Here is a 19,289-nt window from a genome sequence, read left to right as displayed (position 1 = left end):
AATAGCAAAGAAGCTAAAGAATATAGTGGGTAACTATATTTCTTTAGCTTTTTTTGTTCTAATTAGGAGGTAAATTTAGTGAAGGAAGAGATTATAAGTGTGGGAATTGATATTGGAACATCTACAACTCAGTTAGTTTTTTCGAAAATAACTTTAGAAAATCTATCTTCTGGAGCAAGAGTTCCTCAAATAAAAATTGTGGACAAAGAGATTTTTTACAGAAGTAAAATCTATACAACACCACTTGTAAATTCTTACGAAATTGATATAGAAGCTTTAAAAAAAATTTTAAAAGATGAGTATGAAGCTTCTAAAGTTCCTAGAGATAAGATAAGTACAGGAGCTGTGATAATAACTGGAGAAACAGCTAGAAAAAGTAATGCTAGAGAGGTACTAAAGGCTTTAAGTGGAATGGCTGGAGATTTTGTTGTAGCAACAGCTGGACCAGATTTAGAAAGTATAATATCTGGAAAAGGCTCAGGAGCTATGAAGTTTTCAGAGGAGAATAATACAAGTATCTATAATTTAGATATAGGTGGTGGAACAACAAATATCTCTTTATTTGATAAGGGTGAAGTTGAAGACACAACTTGTTTAGATATAGGTGGTAGATTAATAAAGTTTGAAAAAAATAGTTTAAAGATAACATATATTTTTAAAAAATATGAAAAGCTTATTGAAAGATTGAATTTAAGAAGTTTAAAAGTTGGAGAGATTGCTAGTGAAAGAGATTTAGAAATTTTATGTGATAAAATAGCTGAAATTCTTTTAGAAGCAGTAAGAAATACTCAATTTAAAAGTGAAGATTACAGATTACTAATAACAGATAAAGACTATAGAACTCCATTGAAAGGTGAGTTTATTAGTTTCTCAGGAGGTGTAGCTGATTTTATTTACACTGAACCTGAAAAGAAAGATTACTATACCTATGATGATATCGGTCCACTTTTAGGAGTTTGTATAAAAAGAAAATTTGGAAAAGAAAAAATAAGTATAGTGAGATTAGGAGAAACTATAAGAGCTACAGTTGTAGGAGCAGGTTCTCATACAACTGAGATAAGTGGAAGTACAATAAGTTATGCTAAAGAGGTTCTTCCAATAAAAAATCTTCCTATATTGAAAATAAATGATGCAGATAAAAATTTTGATTATAAAGATTTAGTAAAAGTTTTAGAAAAAAAATTAGAATGGTTTAAAGCAGATGATGGATATCAAGATGTAGCCATTGGATTAAGTGGTAGAAAAGGACTTAAATATAAAGATATACAAGAGATGTCTAAAAATATTTATGAGGTGATGAAAAGATTTAAAAGACTAGTGATTATAGTAGAGGAAGACATAGGAAAAGTTTTAGGACAGTGCTTAATATTAGAATCAGAAAATAGGATTCCAATAGTTTGTATAGACAGTATAAAGGTTAATGATGGTGACTTTGTAGATATTGGACTTCCTCTTGGAAGTGGAAGTGTATTACCAGTAATTGTAAAGACATTAGTTTTAAGTTATTAAATAAAAAAATAGATTGGGGTGAGTTTGATGAGATTACACACAAGACTTTTTGGCCAAGACTATGTATTTGAAAATTTATATGATGTTATGGCTAAAGCAAATGAAGAAAAATCAGGTGATGAGTTAGCTGGAATAGCAGCAAGAAGTACAAAGGAAAGAGTGGCAGCAAAAGAGGTATTATCTAATATAAAACTTAAAGAGTTTAAAGAGAATCCTGCAGTTCCTTATGATCAAGATGAGGTTACAAGAATTATAATAGACGCTCTAAACTTAAAGGTATATGAAGAGATAAAAGAATGGACTGTTGGTGAATTAAGAGAGTGGTTATTAGCTACTGAAAATGGAGATAGAGAGATTCAGTGGATAAGAAGAGGATTAACTTCAGAGATGATATCAGCAGTTACAAAGTTAATGTCAAATTTAGATTTGATTAGAGCGGCGAGTAAAATTCAAGTAAAAAAACATTGTAACACAACAATTGGAGGAAAAGGGATTCTAGCAGCTAGACTGCAACCTAATCATACAACAGATGATCCAGATGGAATAATGATTTCACTACTAGAAGGATTAAGCTATGGAGTTGGAGATGCTTTAATAGGATTAAACCCAGTTGATGATACTGTAGATAGTGTTGTTAGAGTTTTACAAAGATTTGATGAGATAAAGAAAAAATTTAATATACCAACACAAATATGTGTACTAGCTCACGTAACTACTCAAATGGAAGCTATAAGAAAAGGAGCTCCTACAGATTTAATATTCCAAAGTATAGCTGGATCACAAAAATCAAATGAAGCTTTTGGAATAACAGGAGATATGATAGAGGAAGCAAGACAGTTAGCTTTAACTCATGGAACAGCAGCTGGACCAAATGTAATGTATTTCGAAACAGGACAAGGGTCTGAACTTTCTTCAGATGGACATAATGGTGTGGATCAATTAACAATGGAAGCAAGATGTTATGGATTTGCTAAAAAGTACGATCCATTTATAGTTAATACCGTAGTTGGATTTATAGGTCCAGAGTATCTTTACGATAGTAAACAAGTTACAAGAGCTGGATTAGAAGACCACTTTATGGGAAAACTTCATGGATTATCTATGGGAGTTGACGTTTGTTATACAAACCATATGAAGGCAGACCAAAACGATATTGAAAACTTAGCTGTTTTATTAACAGCAGCTGGATGTAACTATTTTATGGGAGTTCCAGCTGGAGATGATATTATGTTAAACTACCAAACTACAGGATATCATGATATTCAAACTTTAAGAGAAACATTAAATGTTAAACCTATAAAAGAGTTTGAGGAGTGGCTAGAAAAAGTAGGTATCAGAGATGAGGATGGAAATTTAACTAATCTTGCAGGAGATGCATCACTATTTTTATAGGAGGAGAGAATAATGATTTCTGAAAAAGAGTTGAAAGATATAATATCACAAGTTTTAAAAGAGATGGATGGAGAGGGGAAGGCTTTAGAAAAAGTAAAAGAGAGAGTTGAAAAAACACTTTCTAATTTGGAAGAGGTAGAGGACATAACTAAAATTGATTTAAGAGAAGTTATAGATGTCGCGAATCCAAAAAATAGAGAGGAGTTATTAAAGTATAAAAGAAAAACTCCAGCAAGAGTTGGAATTGGAAGAGCTGGAACAAGATATACAACATCAACAATGTTAAGATTTAGAGCTGACCACGCTTCAGCACAAGATGCTGTATTTACTGATGTTTCAGATGAAGTATTAGCTAAAAATAATCTATTTACAGTTCAAACAAGATGTAACTCTAAAGATGAATATATAACAAGACCAGATTTAGGAAGAAGATTATCAGATGAAGCTGTAAAGGTTTTAAAAGAGAGATGTAAACAAAATCCAACAGTTCAAGTTTATGTTTCAGATGGTCTTAGTTCAACAGCAGTAGAAGCAAATGTTGAAAATATACTTCCAGCACTATTAAATGGATTAAAAGCTTATGGAATAGATACAGGAACACCATTTTTCTTGAAATATGGAAGAGTTGCTGCTTCAGATGACGTAGCTGAAACACTTGGTGCAACAGTAACTTGTGTATTAATTGGAGAGAGACCAGGGCTAGCAACTGCAGAAAGTATGAGTGCATATATAACATATAAAGGATATGTAGGAATACCAGAAGCTAAGAGAACAGTTGTATCAAATATACATGAAAAAGGAACTCCAGCAGTGGAAGCAGGAGCACATGTGGCACATATAATTAAGAAAATATTAGACGCTAAAGCAAGCGGACAAGATTTAAAATTATAAGGAGGAAAAAATGACAAACGATCCTATAAAACCAAGTGTTTTAGCAGTTAAGCTAATACCAAATGTAGATGATAAAATGGCGGAAGAGTTCAAACTTCCAAAAGGGTATAAGAGTATTGGAATAGTTACAGCAGATTGTGATGATGTAACATATACAGCATTAGATTATGCAACAAAAATGTCAGAAGTTGAAGTAGTTTATGGTAGATCATTTTATGGTGGAGCAGCAAATGCAAATACAAAATTAGCTGGAGAAGTTATTGGAATAATAGCTGGACCTACACCTGCTGAAGTAAAAAGTGGATTAAATGCAATAGTAGATTTTATAGAAAATGAAGCATGTTTCTATAGTGCTAATGACGATGATACAATTGCATACTATGCTCACTGTGTTTCAAGAACAGGAACTTATCTGTCAAAAACTGCAGGAGTACCAGAGGGAGAAGCTTTAGCGTATTTAATAGCACCACCTTTAGAAGCTATGTATGCACTTGATGTAGCATTAAAAGCAGCAGATGTAAGATTAGCAGCTTTCTTTGGACCACCATCAGAAACTAACTTTGGAGGAGGACTTTTAACAGGAAGTCAATCAGCATGTAAAGCAGCATGTGATGCTTTTGCTGATGCTGTGAAATATGTTGCTCAAAATCCATTAAAGTTCTAAAAGGAGTTGTTTAAATTATGAAAGCATTAGGAATGATTGAAACAAGAGGAATGGTTGGAGCGATAGAGGCTGTAGATGTGGCGTGTAAAACGGCAGATGTAGAGGTGCTAAATAGACATCTTGTAAAAGGTGGAATAGTGACAGTTGAAATAGTTGGTGACGTTGGAGCTGTAAAAGTTGCAGTAGAAGCAGCAGCTGAAGCAGTTAAAAGATTAGGAGTTTATATGGGAAGTCATGTAATCCCAAGACCAACTGAAGAAGTATACAATATATTAGAAAAAAAAGAGGTTCCAACAGAAAAGGTAGTCAAGGAAGAGATAATTGTAGAGCTTCCAGAAGAAAACGAAGTTATAGTAGAAGAAATAGTAGATGAAGTAGAAGCAAAACCAGTAGTAAATAGAAGAGATAAAACTAAAAAATAGATAAGGAGAGGATATTTATGGCAACTTTAAATGCATTAGGAATGGTAGAAACAAGAGGATTAGTAGCAGCGATAGAGGCAGCAGACGCAATGGTGAAAGCAGCAAACGTAACTTTAATAGGAAAAGAGATTGTTGGAGGAGGACTTGTGAGTGTTTTAGTTAGAGGAGACGTTGGAGCTGTAAAAGCGGCAACAGATGCTGGAGCAGCAGCTGCAGATAGAATTGGAGAGTTAATCTCTGTTCACGTAATTCCAAGACCACACTCAGATGTAGAGGCAATTTTACCAAAAGAAGCAAAGTAGTAAAATATATTAGGGAGTGACATGCTAGTCACTCCCTAAAAAAAATGAAAGGAGAAGAGATGAAAGCGTTAGGTATAGTTGAATTCAATAGTATTCCAAAGGGAATTGAGGAATTAGATAAAATTATAAAATTTAATGAATTAAAAATATATAAGGCTGGAGTAACTTGTCCTGGAAAATATTATTTTATAGTTTATGGAGATAACTCTTCAGTTAAAGATGGATTAAAAGATTTAACAGGGGAACGTTGTAAACAAGTTATTTCTGGAGTAAGTGAAAAGCTTTTAGAAGCATTAAATAGAAAAAGAGAAGATAAAAAATTTAAAGCAATAGGTGTAGTTGAATTTTTGAATATAGCTGATGGTGTTAAAGTTTTAGATCATGTGATTAAAAGTGTTGATGTAGATGTAGTTAAATTAGTTTTAGGATGGACACTAGCAGGAAAATGTTATTTTGTTGTAGGAGGAGAAACGAGTTCTATAGATGAGGCAATAGTTTTAGTTACAGGATCATCTTATAAATATATGGATATTAGTAAAATAAATAACCCAGTTGAAAATATACTTGATTATATTTAAGTTTTAATAGGGAGGCAAAATGGATAGAGATTTAATGTCAAGACAAGAGGTAAGAGATTTAATAAGAAAATCAAAGGAAGCTCAGAAAATATATGCTACATTTTCTCAAGAAAAAATAGATAGTATTATATGTTCTATGGTAGAGGGAATAAAAGGATACAGTGAAAAATTAGCTAAGATGGCTGTTGAAGAAACTGGTTTTGGAAATTGGCAAGATAAAGTTTTAAAAAACAAGTTTGCTTCAGAATATGTATATGAGTATATAAAAAATATGAAAACTGTTGGTGAGTTAAAAAATGAAAATGGAGTTTTAGAGATTGGTGTTCCTCTAGGTGTTATAGCTGGATTAATTCCATCAACAAATCCAACATCTACAACAATTTATAAAACATTAATATCATTAAAAGCTGGAAATGGAATAGTAGTAAGTCCTCATCCAAATGCTAAAAATTGTATAATTGAAACAGCTAATCTATTAATAGAGATTGCAGAAAAAGCTGGAGCACCTGAAGGACTAATAGGTGTAGTAAAGACAATAACTATGGATGCAACAGAAGAATTAATGAAACATGAAGATACAGCACTGATTTTAGCTACTGGTGGAGAGGCTATGGTAAAAGCTGCATATAGTTCAGGAAATCCAGCCATAGGAGTTGGACCAGGAAATGGACCAGCATTTATAGAGAAAAGTGCAAATATAAAATTAGCTGTAAAGAGAATTTTAGACAGTAAAACTTTTGATAATGGTGTTATATGTGCTTCTGAGCAATCTATAATTGTAGAAAAAGTGATAAGAGAACAAGTGAAAGAGGAGTTATTAGCTCAAGGTGGATATTTCTTAAATCCAGAAGAATCTAAAAAACTTGCTAATTTCATTTTAAGAAGTAATGGAACTATGAATCCACAAATTGTAGGTAAAAATGCTTTAAGACTAGCACAGATGGCAGGAATAAATGTTCCATGTGACACTAAAGTTTTAATTTCAGAAGAGTGTGAAGTTTCAAAAAGAAATCCATACTCTAGAGAGAAATTAGCTCCAATTTTAGCATTTTATGTTGAAAATAGTTGGGAAGAAGCGTGTGAAAGATCTATTGAGATATTAAATGTAGAAGGAAAAGGACATACTATGGTTATTCACTCTGAGAATGAGATGGTTATAAGAGAGTTTGCTCTAAAAAAACCAGTTTCAAGACTTTTAGTTAATACACCAGGTGCTTTAGGTGGAATTGGTGGAACAACTAATCTTGCTCCAGCACTAACTCTAGGATGTGGTGCAGTTGGAGGAAGTTCAACTTCTGATAATATAACACCATTAAATCTTATAAATATAAGAAGAGTGGCTTGGGGAGTTAGAGAGCTAGAGGATATAAAAGGAGAAAAGAAAAGCTGTGAAACATCACAAGATAAACTAGAAGAGATGGTAAAGAAAATAGTAGCAGATATATTAAATAGATAGGAGAGGTACTTATGGTTCTAACAGAGGAAAAATTAAGATCTCTTTATAAAAAAGATGAAAATATGAAAGAGATTTCTTTAGAAAAAGGAACAATTTTAACTCCTTCAGCAAGACAATTTTTAATAGATAAAGATATAAAAGTAGTTGATAAAATAGCTGGAAAAACCGAAGAGGCTAGAGAGTTTAAAGAGATAAGAAATGAAGAATCAAAACCTAAGTACAAAGGAATATTAGGAGAGCTTTACGTTGAAAAACCAGAGTATATGACTCAAATATATGGAAATATTTTAGTAAAAAAAGATGATAAAAGGATAATTTTTAGAGGTGTAATAGATTCTTTTCAAAGTCGTTGGCTAGTTTTAATGAAAGATTTAGAAGAGATTAAAAATGTTAAGCTCCAAAAAGATTTAGAAAGTATTGAAAAATTTATAAAAAACATTTTAGTTTCAGAGGTTATAGGAGAGGCATTAGTTGATATAAAGGTTTTAGAAAAAAGTTTAGATGAGATTAGAGATATCTCTCATAATCCTAAAAAATATTTTAATAGAGAGCATCTCTTTGGAATATGTTCAAAGGATAGTTATCCAGTTATAAAATTAAATGAGATGAGAGCACTATCTAGAGAGTTAGAGATTAAAGGTGTGGAAGCTTTTGTTAAAGAGAATGGAACAATTGAAAGAAGAGACATCCTATTAGCACTAAATAGATTAAGTAGTGCTATCTATATAATGATGTTAAGAGGGGTGACAGGAGAGTATGGAAATCGATGAGATTGTAAAATTAGTAAAGGATGCTGTAGAAAAAGAGTTGAATCAAAAAGAGTATAAAAATATGAAAAGAATTCCAATAGAAGCTTCAGGTAGACATATTCACCTTTCAGAGGAGGATGCAGAGGTTTTATTTGGAGAGAGATATCAATTTAATAAAGTGAAGGATCTATCTCAACCTGGACAATATGCTTGTAAGGAAAGAGTTAGATTAGTTGGTCCAAAAGGAGTAATAGAAGGAGTAATAGTTTTAGGACCGTTTAGAGGAAGTACTCAAGTTGAGCTTTCCTTAACAGATGCTAGAACTTTAGGTGTAACTCCTGTTTTAAGAGAATCAGGAAGTACAAAGGATACTCCAGGAATTTTAATAACAAATGGTGATAGATACTTAAAGTTAAAAGAGGGAGTAATAGTAGCTAAAAATCATATTCATATGACAGAAGAAGACTCAAGAAGGTTAAACTTAAAAGATAAGGATAAGGTAAAAGTAAAAATTTGTGGTAGTTTAAGACCAATGATTTTTGAAGATGTTGTTGTGAGAGTGAATAATAGATTTTCTCTAAATATGCATATAGACTATGATGAAGCTAATGCTTGTTTTTTAACTAAAGACTCTTATGGAGAGATTTATGAATGAAAATGATTTACTAGATATTATAAGAAAAGAGATAGAGAAGTATATAAGAGAAAAAAATAGTTCACAAGAACAAAACATAAAAGAAAAAATAACTCTTTTAGGAGAGGATTTAATACTTAAAGAGGAGTTAGAAAAAAGATTTGAGATTTCAAATGAAAGCGATAAAATAGTGGTTTTTTCATTGGAAATTGATGAGTTATTTTCCATTTCAAATGCAACATATATAAATCCAAAAACAGAGTTGATAATAAAATCTCTATTGAAAAATAAAAATATATATTTAATAGAGGAGGGAATATCTTGGCGAAGTTACAGTTGTGAAGTTAAAAAAATAGCCGATAAGTATTTAAATTATGAAAAAGAACTGAAAGAGATGGGAATAAAAATTATAAAAAAAATGGAAGTTCTTGATCATTTGGATAATACTAAAAGGAAAAAATATTTTGATAAAAAAGTGATGACTTTAAAAGATGTTAAAGAGATTGAAAGAGAAGCAGCAGATGAAATAGTTATTTCAGATAAAATCTTTATAACAGATTCAGCCAAAGAATATTTAAAAAATTCAGCTTTAGAAATAAAAAAAGGGTGATTTTATGGTTATAGGAAAGATTATTGGAAATGTTTGGGCAACAAGAAAAGATGAATCTTTAAATGGTTTGAAATTTATGATAGCTCAACTTGAAAACGGAGAAAAAATAGTTGTATGTGATTATATTGGGGCTGGAACAGGAGATATGGTTCTTATAACAAAAGGAAGTGGAGCAAGAAAAGTTTTAGAAAATGAAAGTATACCAATTGATGCAGTAACAATTGGTATTATAGATGGATTTGAGGAAGGTGAATAGATGAAAAAGAAACTTATTACCTTGGAAAATGTAGAGGAGTTTATAGTAGGAGATGAATTAAATATGTCAAAAGATATGATTCTTCTTCCTAAAGTAAATGATTATTTAAAAAACAAAGGGGTAAAAATTAGATATGTATCTGATAGTTGCAAAAGTTTAGAAGAAAGAATTAAACTGATTTTGACTAAAGATTTTAATATATCAGATGAAAGAGTAATCGGTGAAGTCTTAAAAAAAGTTAAAGGGGGTATAAATAATGGGTATTAATGAGATTATCATTTATATAATGGTCTTATTTATGGTAATTGGAGCAATTGATAAGTGTTTAGGAAATAAATTTGGTTATGGTGAGAAGTTTGAAGAGGGAATTATGGCAATGGGTGCTCTAGCTCTAGCAATGGTTGGAGTAATATCACTTGCTCCAGTATTAGCCAAGATACTTCGTCCAATAATTTCTCCAGCTTATACAATGCTTGGGGCGGACCCAGCAATGTTTGCTACGACATTATTGGCAAATGATATGGGTGGATATCCACTAGCAATGGAGCTAGCACTTTCACCTGAAGCTGGAAAATTTGCAGGGCTAATACTAGGGGCAATGATGGGACCAACTCTTGTTTTCACAATTCCAGTAGCACTTGGAATAATTGAAAAAGAGGATAGACCATACTTAGCAAAAGGTATATTAGCAGGTATGATTACAATTCCAATTGGTTGTTTAGCTGGTGGATTAACAGCGGGATTCTCGTTAGAGTTAGTACTTTCAAATATACTACCAATAATAATATTCTCAGCATTAATATCTTTAGGTCTTTGGAAAATGCCTGAAAAGATGACTAGTGGATTCACAATTTTTGGAAAAGGAGTAGTTATTGTTATAACAATTGGATTAGCTGCATCGATAATTGAAACATTAACAGGAATCGTTGTTATCCCAGGAATGGCTCCGATAACAGATGGTATTGAAATTGTAGGAAGCATTGCAATTACATTAGCTGGTGCATTCCCATTAGTATTATTCTTAACTAAAGTTTTAAACAAACCACTTACAAAACTTGGAGAATCATTGGGAATGAATGAAAAAGCAGCAGCAGGATTAGTAGCAACACTTGCTAACAATATCCCAATGTTTGGATTGATGAAAGAGATGGATAAAAAAGGTAAAGTAATAAACGTAGCATTTGCTGTAAGTGCGGCTTTCGTATTTGGAGATCACTTAGGGTTTACTGCAGGAGTAGATTCACAAATGATATTCCCAATGGTTGTTGGAAAGTTAGTTGGTGGAGTAACAGCAGTTATTTTAGCAAAATTTATGTTCAGAAATATAGAGGGTGAAGCAAAATGATAAATATAGATGAGTTAGAACTAGAAAAAATAATTAGAAAAGTTATAGAGAAAGAGTTAAGAGGAGAAAAAAGTATAAAGTATGTAGATCCATCTGGTGTAGCTGTCGTAAAAGCTGAAAAGATAGAAAAAGTTAAGTTTGATACAGGAAATCCTCAAGATCAAGTTTATGTAACAGATTTATTCTCTTTAGAAGAAAGCCCTAGAATTGGTGCGGGTATGATGGAGATGACAAAAAGTACTTTCGATTGGACATTAAATTATGATGAGATTGATTATGTAATAGAGGGTAAATTAGAAATTGTAATAGATGGAAGAACAATTACAGGTGAAAAAGGAGATGTCCTTTTAATTCCAAAGGGATCAAGTATAAAGTTTAAAGCTACAGAATATGCTAAATTTATCTATGTTGTCTATCCAGCTAACTGGATGGAACAGAAGTAGGTGGGGTTATGAGAGAATATTTCATAAAACCAAAAATAAAATCAGGTGAAGATTCTTTAGACTGTTTAAAAACATTAAAATATTCAAGTTACCTTATAGTAACAGATAAAGCTATGGTAGATTTAAAAATAGTGGATAAAATTTTAGAGAAATTACCTAAAGACTCAAAAGTAAAAATATTTAAAGATGTAACTCCTAATCCAACGGTAGAAATAGTTGAAAGAGGATTAAAAGAGATTGTTTATTTTTCTCCTCAGTGTGTAATTGGTTTAGGTGGCGGTTCGCCAATAGATGCTTGTAAAGGTATTTTATATTTTAATTTGAAAATAGAAGACGAACTGAAAATAAAAAGAGAGAAGCCATACTTTATTGCAATACCAACAACAAGTGGAACAGGATCAGAAGTTACATCATATAGTGTTATAACTAAAGGGGATAAAAAAATTGCACTGGCTAATGAGGAGATGTTACCAGATTTAGCAATATTAAATCCAGAGTTTATGAAAACACTTCCATCTAAGATAATTGCAGATACAGGTATGGATGTTTTAACTCATGCACTAGAGGCTTATGTTTCCACAATAGCAACACCATTTACAGACTCATCAGCTAAAGAAGCCATAAAAATTATTAAAGATAATTTAGTAAATCATTTTAATAATCCACAGTTATTGCTTCCAAGAGAAAATGTGCAGTATGCTTCTTGTATGGCTGGGATAGCTTTTAATAATTCATCTTTAGGTATTAACCATAGTGTAGCACATTCTATTGGAGCAAAGTTTCATATATCTCATGGAAGAGCTAACGCTATAATAATGCCATATATAATTGAAGTTAATACAAAAGCTTGGAAGAAATATAGCGAACTTGCAAAGCTTTTAGATTTTAATCCAACTGATGACGAAAATGGAAAAAATCTATTTAATGGATTTGTAAAAAAACTAAAGGAAAATTTAGGAATAGAAAAATCTTTGAAAGATTTAGGTATAAATTTTGAAGAGTTCAAAATTAAAATTCCAGAGATATTAGAAGATATAAAAGGAGATATATGCACAGAGTATAATCCCAATAGATTGACTGATGAGGATTATATAAAACTTTTATTGAAAATTTATTTTGGAGAATAATACAGAAATGGCGTGGATATTCACGCCATTTTATATTAATTACTTGACCCTTTAAAACTACTTTTTTTCATCTCTTTTAAAAACTCTTGAAGTTCATTTTTTTCATCATCTGTTACAGAAGATGCTTCTTTATTCAAAAGTTCAATAAATCTATTTTTTGACATGTAATCACTCCCCATAAATTATTTAAAATTAACAACCCACTTTTCAATTCTCTCATTTGTTAAATTACTTTGATTTGATTCATCAATAACTAAACCAATAAACTTACCATTTTCAATAGCTGTTGACTCATCAAAAGAGTATCCATCAGTTGAAGTTGATCCAACAATAGTTGCGTTAGCCTCAGTTGCAGCAACATATAAATCTCTCATTCCATTAACAAAACTAGAAGAGAAAGCTTCTTGATCTCCAACTCCAACAATTCCAATTTTTTTTCCAGTTAAATTTAAGCTTTTTAATTTTTCCAAAGGTCCAATCCAATCATCTTGTATATCTCCTATTCCCCAAGTAGATGTTGCTAATATAGCAGTATCAAATTCTAAAATCTTCTCGATATCACCTGCGTGAAATACTTTTGCATCTAATAAACTTCCTAATTTTTCAGCAACTTGTTCAGTAACTCCAGTAGTACTTCCATAAAATACACCAATATTCATAAATAAACCTCCTTAATTATTGTTGGTATGATTATATAATAAAATATTTTGAAAATCAAGATATTTTTAAATAAAAAAAGAAGAGCTTTAAAAACTCTTCTAAAAATTATTTTATAGATAGTTAATGATTCTATAAAGCCAATTTGCTAGGGGATCTTTAATTTCAACCATTTCACAATAAAGTTCTTTTAACATTTGTTTTTTAAGATCTTTAAATTGCTCATCATAGAATACGTTATTAATCTCTTCAGGATCTTTTTCTAAATCATAAAGCTCACAAAGATCAGTTGCATTAAAAACAATTTTATATCTTTCATTTCTCCACATTCTTTGTTCAAAAGATACGAAATGACCAGAAAGTTGTCCTAAAATTCCATTTCTTTTATCATATGCTTCGTTTCTTAGTAATGGAAGAAGAGATTTTCCATCAAAGAAGTCAGAATAATTACCATTGATAAGATCACTACATGAAGGAGTTAAATCATGTAAATAAACCATGGCATTTTCTCTCTCTCCCTTTCTAGGAGATTTAGGATCTTTTATAATCATTGGGATTCTATAGGTAGTTTCAAACATAAACTCACCTTTTTCAATCATCTTATGAGCTCCCATAGCATCTCCATGATCAGCAGTAACTGTCAAAAATATATCATCATAAAGTCCTTCATTTTTTAGGAATTGGAAGAACTCTCCAAGAGCATCATCAATAAGAGTTATATATCCCCAGAATTTAGTTATAACCTCTTTCCATCTATCTTCACTAGCATCCCACATTCCCCACATTTGAGAGATGTTTTTATAGTGGTTTGGTTTATTTTTTAAAGGTTCATAGAAACTTTTATCAAGGATTACATCATTAGGATTATACATAGAGTAATAAGGTTCTGGAACTACACATGGAGTATGAGGTCCCCAGAAATTCATCCAAATAAAAAATGGTCTTCCCTCTTTTTTAGCTTGTAAAATCTCCTTTTTAGCTTCGTCAATTACAAAGAATGGTAGAGTGGCTTCTTTAGGACAATGAAGTTTTCCACAAAGTTCTTGAACTCTAAGATGAGGGTTTTCTCCGAAATATTCATCTGTAACTTTAGGAGTTTCAAATCCTTTTTCTTCTAACCATTTTACATATCTATCCTCTTTTTTAGGACCTTGATCAAAAACCATATTCTCATAAACATTACTTCCAGGATATCCATATCCATCAAAATTGTGACCAATAAATCCAAAATCTTTAGGTAAAATATTTCCTCCAACATGCCACTTTCCAATATATATTTTTTTATGGTCTTTTAAATCTGAAATTATATTTGGATTGTTTAAGCTAGGATCTTGTACCTCAGCTTTTTCAACATTTCTAATTATCTTATGATTTGTTGGCATTTGTCCTGTGAAAAGTGATGTTCTTGCTGGACAACAAACAGATGCAGGAGTATAAGCTCTATCAAAAATAACTCCCTCATCAGCTAATTTATTCATATTAGGTGTTTTGACAATATTATGCCCATAACACCCTAACATATCAGTACGAATTTGATCTAGTAAAATAATTGCTATATTTTCCATCTATTATTCCTCCCAAAATTTATTTTTTATATTCTGTTGTATATATAAATCTATCCCCTCTTATGTATGCTAAAGTATACTCAAAAATTTTATTATTAAACCATAATTTTTTTTCAATTTCCATTCCTAAATTATAGTTTTTAGTTTTCATGAGTTTTTGTAAATCCTCATTTAATATACAAGGTCTAAATTTTTCAACTCCTTTTTCAAAAATTATTCCATATTTTTTTTCTAAAATATCATAAAGCTTTTTGTCAGATAAGTCCATTTTTTCTAACCCTTGAAGTTTTTCTGCTAAAAAATGTATTTTTTCATAAAGTATGGGTTCATTATCAGCGTATCTAACCCATTCAATAATAAGAACATTTTCAGTTGTAATCTCCATTTTCTCTTGTATCTCCTCTGTTGGAGAAAAAATTCCAATAGATAAAATTTTAGAGTATGGTGTTTTACCAGATTTTTTGATATCATCAAAAAGTTTATTTAAACCTGACTTGTTTTGAACAATAGGCATTGGTGTAACAAATGTACCTTTTCCTCTAATCTTTTGTATAAGATTATCCTGCTCAAGTTTTTCCAGGGCCTTACGAATAGTTATTCTGCTTACGTCGTAGTTTTCACATAATTGCATCTCAGTAGGAAGTTTTTCAAACTCTTTTATCTTTCCCTTTTCGATACTTTTTTTGAGTTCTTTATAAATTCTTTCGTAATTACTATTGTTTTTCTTTATTTTACTCACCTCGAGTATTAAAATTTGTATTATTTGTTATGCTCATTTTTTATCATATAAATGATTTTTTTTCAAGAATTATTTGTCTTTTATAAACATAACAAATATAACAACTTTATAAGAAGTATCTATTTAGTATAAAGTTTGGAGTATTACATTTTTTAGAAAAAAATAGTGGTTAAAATTAAGATATTGTTTGTTTTTCAAAAAAAATGTATAAATAAAGTAATAAAAAATGGGAGGTGTAAATATGTTAATGACAATTTTAAGTTTTGTATTTGTCACAGCATTAATTGGTTTCATATCTTATTTAAAAACTAAGGATGAAGAACACTCAGCACAAGGATATTTTTTGGCAGGTAGGGGACTGTCAGGAGTAGTTATTGGATTTTCAATGGTTTTAACAAGTTTATCAACAGAGCAACTAATAGGAACGAATGCGTCAGCTTATATTAGTAACTTTTCAATTATGGCATGGACTGTTCAATCAGTTATTCCACTATGTGTTTTAGCACTTTATCTTTTACCAAGATATTTAAAAGGTGGGTTTACAACAATTCCAGAATTTTTTGAAGCTAGGTATGATAGACAGACAAGGCAGATGATGTCATTTCTTTTTATGGTTGGCTATACATTTATTTTAATTCCAGGAGCATTATATTCAGGAGCAATAGCTTTTTCACAGATGTTTGATATTCCAGGGCTTTTTAATATAAGTTTTAATATGTCTATTTGGGTTATTGTATGGCTAATAGGAATAATTGGAGGAATATATGCTATATTTGGTGGTTTAAAAGCGGTAGCAGTGTCAGATACATTAAATGGATTAGCTTTAATTATAGGTGGAGCAATGATTCCATTCTTTGCTTTAAAATACTTAGGAGATGGAAGTATTTTAGATGGAGTTACTAAAATAACAACAACTCACTATGATAAATTAAACGCTTGGGGAGCAGCAACTGATCCAGTTCCTTGGACGACTATTTTCACAGGAATAATGATTGTTAACTTTTTTTACTGGGCTACAAATCAAGCAATTATTCAAAGAGCTTTAGGAGCAAAAAGTTTAGCTGAAGGACAAAAAGGTATTTTGATAGCAGGAGTATTTTTATTAACACTACCATTTATGTTAAATTTACCAGGGTTAGTATCGTTTCATATATTTGGAAACTCTTTAAATAATATTGATTTAGCATACCCAACTCTTGTAAGAGAAGTTTTACCAAAGCCACTATTAGGATTTTTTACGGCATGTTTATTTGGGGCAATATTAAGTACTTTTAATTCTTTCTTAAATAGTGCAGCAACTTTATTCTGCTATGATTTTTATAAACCTATATTTAAAAAGAATATTTCAGATGATGATTTAATAAGAGTTGCTAAAATATCAGGAACAGTAATAGCTATTATATCAATGATTATTGCTCCTATGTTACAATCTGGATCAGACGGATTATTTTTACTTTTAAAAAGATTTGCTGGATTCTTTAATATTCCTATAATAGCTCTTGTAGCAGTTGGTTTTTTAAACAAAACAATAAATGGTTTAGCAGCAAGAATAACAGTAATAGCTCATGTAACACTGTATTTTTCTTTAGTTTGGATATTTAAAATAAATCTTAACTTTGTTCATGTAATGGGTGGATTATTTGTATTTGATATAATTCTTATGATTATATTAGGTAGTTTTATGAAAAGAAAGGTTCCTTATGAGCTACCAAAAGAAAATAAATCTCATGTAGATTTATCAAATTGGAAATATGCTATTCCAGTATCATATATTTTAATGTTAGGATTAGCATATGTATATACGATTTTATCAAAAGTTGGATTAGCAGGTGGAAACTCTTTAACAGTAATTAATGTTGTATACTTTATTCTTGCAGCTGGTGGAGTTTTTATAATAATGAAATCAAGATCATCAGTTAAAAATAATGTGAATGAAAACGATCAAGTATCTTTAGAAAAGAATAATATATAAAATATAAAGAAGCCAACTAAAAATTTTTCTAGTTGGCTTCTTTTAAATTAAATACTTAAACTATCTTCAATTAATTTTTTAGGGTCTTGAATTGCTACTTTTGTTTTAACATCCAATGTTTTTATATTTTTAAATCTTTGAGGTTCTTTTATAGCTACGTCATGTGCAAAGATTACAACTTTAGCATTTTCTATATCTTTTTGAGTAATTCTGTTTACAATACCGTTAGCTCCTTGAGTTTCAACTTTTATTTTAATACCTATCTTAGCAGCTGTTTTTTCTAAAGCTTTAGCAGCTAAGAATGTATGAGCAACTCCAGATGGACAAGATGTTATAGCTAAAACATCAGCTTCACCTTCATCTACTACACCCTCATAATTTAACTCTTCCATCTCTTCTTCTAAAGTTTCAGGAGCGACAGGTTTTAAAGTATTCACAATTAGAGCTGTAGTTAATGCTCCTAAAATAGTTCCAAGTACATATCCAAACTTACCTTCAACTACTGGTAAAACAATCCACCCTCCCCAAGGAGCGTGATTGATACAGTTCATTAAAAATCCAATAATATTTCCAACAATTCCACCAGCAACTATAGCAGGTAAAACTCTCATAGGATCAGCAGCAGCAAAAGGAATTGCCCCTTCACTAATTCCAATTAATCCCATTATAGCAGCAGCCTTTCCAGCTTCTTTTTCATCTTTTGTATATTTTTTAGGAGATAAGAAAGTAGCTAAAGCCATTCCAAGAGGTGGAGTGCAAATCGCTATTCCAACTCCACCCATTAACCAAGGTTGTGTATCAACTTGAGTTTGAGCAAAAAGTGTAGCAACTTTATTAATAGGTCCACCCATATCAAAGGCTGTCATTCCACCAAGAATAGCTCCGAGAGCAACTTTACCACTACCAGCCATACTAGCAAGCCAAGTATTCATACTTGTCATCATAGCGGCTATTGGAATACCTATTCCCCACATTACAATACCACAAACTATAAATGTTCCAATTAAAGGATAAATAAATATAGATCCCAAAGATTTCATGCTATCAGGAAGCTTGATTTTTTTAAGAAGGTTGATAATGAAACCAGCTATAAATCCAACGATAATAGCTCCTAAGAATCCAGTTTTATAATTTTGAACTGCTATCCATGAACCGATCATACCTGGTGCTAAACCTGGTTTATCAGCAATAGAGTAAGCAATATATCCACCAAGAACAGCTGTAAAAAGAGTAAGTCCAGCTATTCCCATATCAGCCATATCTTTTAAAAATCCAGTTTCAGGTACAGCACCTTTTCCAGATAACATTACAGCAAGAGATAGTAAAACTCCTCCAGCAACAATGAATGGAATCATATGTGAAGTTCCAAAAAGAAGATGTTCTTTTAGTTTATTTAAGTGAAACTTAAATGATTTATTCTCCTCAGTTGATTTTTCAAATGATTTTTCTTTTTTATTTATAGTTTCAGTTTTTAAAGGTGCTGATTTATCATTTTTTAAAATGATATTTAAAAATTCATCTTTATTTTTAGCGCCTCTAAGAGATTCGATAAATCCATCCTCCATGAAAAGAGTTGTAAGATTTGAAAGAACTTCAATGTGTGTTGTTCCCTTTTCAGCATCAGGAATAGCTATTAAAAAAATAAGATCTACTTCATTACTTTCGTCTACAGACTCCCAATCTTTAATTTTATTTTTTAATCTTGCAGCAGCAATTTTAGGAGTTTTAACAGAAGGAGACTTCCCGTGGGGAATAGCTAAGCCATCCTCTAATCCAGTTGGAGATTTTGTTTCTCTAAGTAAAACAGCTTCAAGAAACTCATTTTTATTGATAAGAGCACCATTTTCATCAAGTAAATCCACTAATTTTTCAATAACTTCATTTTTGTTTAAAGAATCTAAATCTAAAACAATTAAATTTTTGTCGATTAAATTACTAAAATTCATAAAAACCTCCTAAGTTTTATTTTTCTTTTATA

General features: G+C 30.9%; 22 protein-coding genes. 17 read left to right on the top strand and 5 right to left on the bottom strand.

What is annotated here, in order from left to right; translation table 11 throughout:
* Positions 1 to 78: 78 nt before the first annotated feature.
* From eutA to NON08_RS09960, 16 genes are read left to right on the top strand one after another with little or no spacing between them, the layout of a single operon-like run.
* Positions 79 to 1,509 (top strand): ethanolamine ammonia-lyase reactivating factor EutA, encoded by a 1,431-nt coding sequence (eutA, locus tag NON08_RS10035; protein ID WP_256691426.1) that lies wholly within the window; start codon positions 79 to 81, stop codon positions 1,507 to 1,509.
* Positions 1,510 to 1,536: 27 nt separating this feature from the next.
* A complete protein-coding gene (locus NON08_RS10030; protein ID WP_023050573.1) occupies positions 1,537 to 2,901 on the top strand; it encodes an ethanolamine ammonia-lyase subunit EutB in 1,365 nt (454 codons plus the stop codon).
* Between the two features lie 12 nt (positions 2,902 to 2,913).
* A complete protein-coding gene (gene eutC / locus NON08_RS10025) occupies positions 2,914 to 3,792 on the top strand; it encodes an ethanolamine ammonia-lyase subunit EutC (RefSeq protein WP_256691425.1) in 879 nt (292 codons plus the stop codon).
* Between the two features lie 10 nt (positions 3,793 to 3,802).
* Positions 3,803 to 4,456, top strand: coding sequence for an ethanolamine utilization microcompartment protein EutL (gene eutL, locus NON08_RS10020; RefSeq protein WP_023050575.1), 654 nt, complete (start codon positions 3,803 to 3,805; stop codon positions 4,454 to 4,456).
* A 17-nt stretch (positions 4,457 to 4,473) separates the two neighbouring features.
* The gene (locus NON08_RS10015; RefSeq protein ID WP_256691424.1) at positions 4,474 to 4,878 is read left to right on the top strand and encodes a BMC domain-containing protein; all 405 of its coding nucleotides are present in this window, start codon (positions 4,474 to 4,476) and stop codon (positions 4,876 to 4,878) included.
* 17 nt (positions 4,879 to 4,895) lie between these two features.
* On the top strand, positions 4,896 to 5,180 hold the full coding sequence (gene eutM / locus NON08_RS10010; RefSeq protein ID WP_023050577.1) for an ethanolamine utilization microcompartment protein EutM: 285 nt from the start codon (positions 4,896 to 4,898) through the stop codon (positions 5,178 to 5,180).
* A gap of 59 nt (positions 5,181 to 5,239) precedes the next feature.
* Positions 5,240 to 5,758, top strand: coding sequence for a BMC domain-containing protein (locus tag NON08_RS10005; RefSeq protein WP_256691422.1), 519 nt, complete (start codon positions 5,240 to 5,242; stop codon positions 5,756 to 5,758).
* Between the two features lie 19 nt (positions 5,759 to 5,777).
* Positions 5,778 to 7,214 carry an acetaldehyde dehydrogenase (acetylating) gene (locus tag NON08_RS10000; RefSeq protein ID WP_256691421.1) on the top strand — a complete coding sequence of 479 codons (1,437 nt, stop codon included), beginning with the start codon at positions 5,778 to 5,780 and terminating at the stop codon, positions 7,212 to 7,214.
* A gap of 11 nt (positions 7,215 to 7,225) precedes the next feature.
* Positions 7,226 to 7,984, top strand: a complete 759-nt coding sequence (locus tag NON08_RS09995; RefSeq protein WP_256691419.1) for an ethanolamine utilization protein — start codon at positions 7,226 to 7,228, stop codon at positions 7,982 to 7,984.
* Positions 7,971 to 8,618: a phosphate propanoyltransferase gene (gene pduL / locus NON08_RS09990; protein ID WP_256691417.1), complete on the top strand. Its 648-nt coding sequence runs from the start codon at positions 7,971 to 7,973 to the stop codon at positions 8,616 to 8,618. Before NON08_RS09995 ends, pduL begins: the two co-directional genes overlap by 14 nt.
* A complete protein-coding gene (locus NON08_RS09985) occupies positions 8,611 to 9,207 on the top strand; it encodes a hypothetical protein (RefSeq protein ID WP_256691415.1) in 597 nt (198 codons plus the stop codon). The genes pduL and NON08_RS09985 overlap by 8 nt, the downstream gene beginning before the upstream one ends.
* Positions 9,208 to 9,211: 4 nt before the next feature.
* The gene (locus NON08_RS09980; RefSeq protein WP_023050583.1) at positions 9,212 to 9,463 is read left to right on the top strand and encodes a EutN/CcmL family microcompartment protein; all 252 of its coding nucleotides are present in this window, start codon (positions 9,212 to 9,214) and stop codon (positions 9,461 to 9,463) included.
* Positions 9,464 to 9,730, top strand: coding sequence for a hypothetical protein (locus tag NON08_RS09975; protein WP_023050584.1), 267 nt, complete (start codon positions 9,464 to 9,466; stop codon positions 9,728 to 9,730).
* The gene (gene eutH / locus NON08_RS09970; RefSeq protein ID WP_023050585.1) at positions 9,720 to 10,808 is read left to right on the top strand and encodes an ethanolamine utilization protein EutH; all 1,089 of its coding nucleotides are present in this window, start codon (positions 9,720 to 9,722) and stop codon (positions 10,806 to 10,808) included. Before NON08_RS09975 ends, eutH begins: the two co-directional genes overlap by 11 nt.
* A complete protein-coding gene (locus tag NON08_RS09965) occupies positions 10,805 to 11,251 on the top strand; it encodes a cupin domain-containing protein (RefSeq protein ID WP_023050586.1) in 447 nt (148 codons plus the stop codon). The genes eutH and NON08_RS09965 overlap by 4 nt, the downstream gene beginning before the upstream one ends.
* 8 nt (positions 11,252 to 11,259) lie before the next feature.
* The gene (locus tag NON08_RS09960) at positions 11,260 to 12,378 is read left to right on the top strand and encodes a 1-propanol dehydrogenase PduQ (protein WP_256691413.1); all 1,119 of its coding nucleotides are present in this window, start codon (positions 11,260 to 11,262) and stop codon (positions 12,376 to 12,378) included.
* A 35-nt stretch (positions 12,379 to 12,413) separates the two neighbouring features.
* Here NON08_RS09960 and NON08_RS09955 read toward each other — a convergent pair whose 3' ends face one another.
* The 4 genes from NON08_RS09955 to NON08_RS09940 all read right to left on the bottom strand — a co-directional run bounded on the left by NON08_RS09955 (position 12,414) and on the right by NON08_RS09940 (position 15,339).
* Positions 12,414 to 12,542: a hypothetical protein gene (locus NON08_RS09955; RefSeq protein WP_256691412.1), complete on the bottom strand. Its 129-nt coding sequence runs from the start codon at positions 12,540 to 12,542 to the stop codon at positions 12,414 to 12,416.
* A gap of 18 nt (positions 12,543 to 12,560) precedes the next feature.
* A complete protein-coding gene (locus NON08_RS09950; RefSeq protein WP_256691411.1) occupies positions 12,561 to 13,037 on the bottom strand; it encodes a flavodoxin in 477 nt (158 codons plus the stop codon).
* 111 nt (positions 13,038 to 13,148) lie between these two features.
* Positions 13,149 to 14,600 carry a sulfatase-like hydrolase/transferase gene (locus NON08_RS09945; RefSeq protein ID WP_256691410.1) on the bottom strand — a complete coding sequence of 484 codons (1,452 nt, stop codon included), beginning with the start codon at positions 14,598 to 14,600 and terminating at the stop codon, positions 13,149 to 13,151.
* Between the two features lie 19 nt (positions 14,601 to 14,619).
* Entirely contained in the window at positions 14,620 to 15,339 is a 720-nt protein-coding gene (locus NON08_RS09940) for a GntR family transcriptional regulator (protein ID WP_256691409.1), read from the bottom strand.
* Positions 15,340 to 15,580: 241 nt separating this feature from the next.
* Between NON08_RS09940 and NON08_RS09935 the strand changes: the two genes are divergently transcribed.
* Complete coding sequence (locus NON08_RS09935; RefSeq protein ID WP_256691408.1) at positions 15,581 to 17,311, top strand: solute:sodium symporter family transporter; 1,731 nt, start codon at positions 15,581 to 15,583, stop codon at positions 17,309 to 17,311.
* Between the two features lie 47 nt (positions 17,312 to 17,358).
* Here NON08_RS09935 and NON08_RS09930 read toward each other — a convergent pair whose 3' ends face one another.
* A complete protein-coding gene (locus NON08_RS09930) occupies positions 17,359 to 19,257 on the bottom strand; it encodes a PTS fructose transporter subunit EIIC (RefSeq protein ID WP_256691406.1) in 1,899 nt (632 codons plus the stop codon).
* Positions 19,258 to 19,289 lie beyond the last annotated feature (32 nt).

This window comes from Cetobacterium sp. NK01, from assembly GCF_024506395.1.
Lineage (GTDB): Bacteria > Fusobacteriota > Fusobacteriia > Fusobacteriales > Fusobacteriaceae > Cetobacterium_A > Cetobacterium_A somerae_A.
The sequence above is the reverse complement of the archived record's forward strand: the minus strand, read 5'-3'. Positions and strand labels throughout refer to the sequence as shown.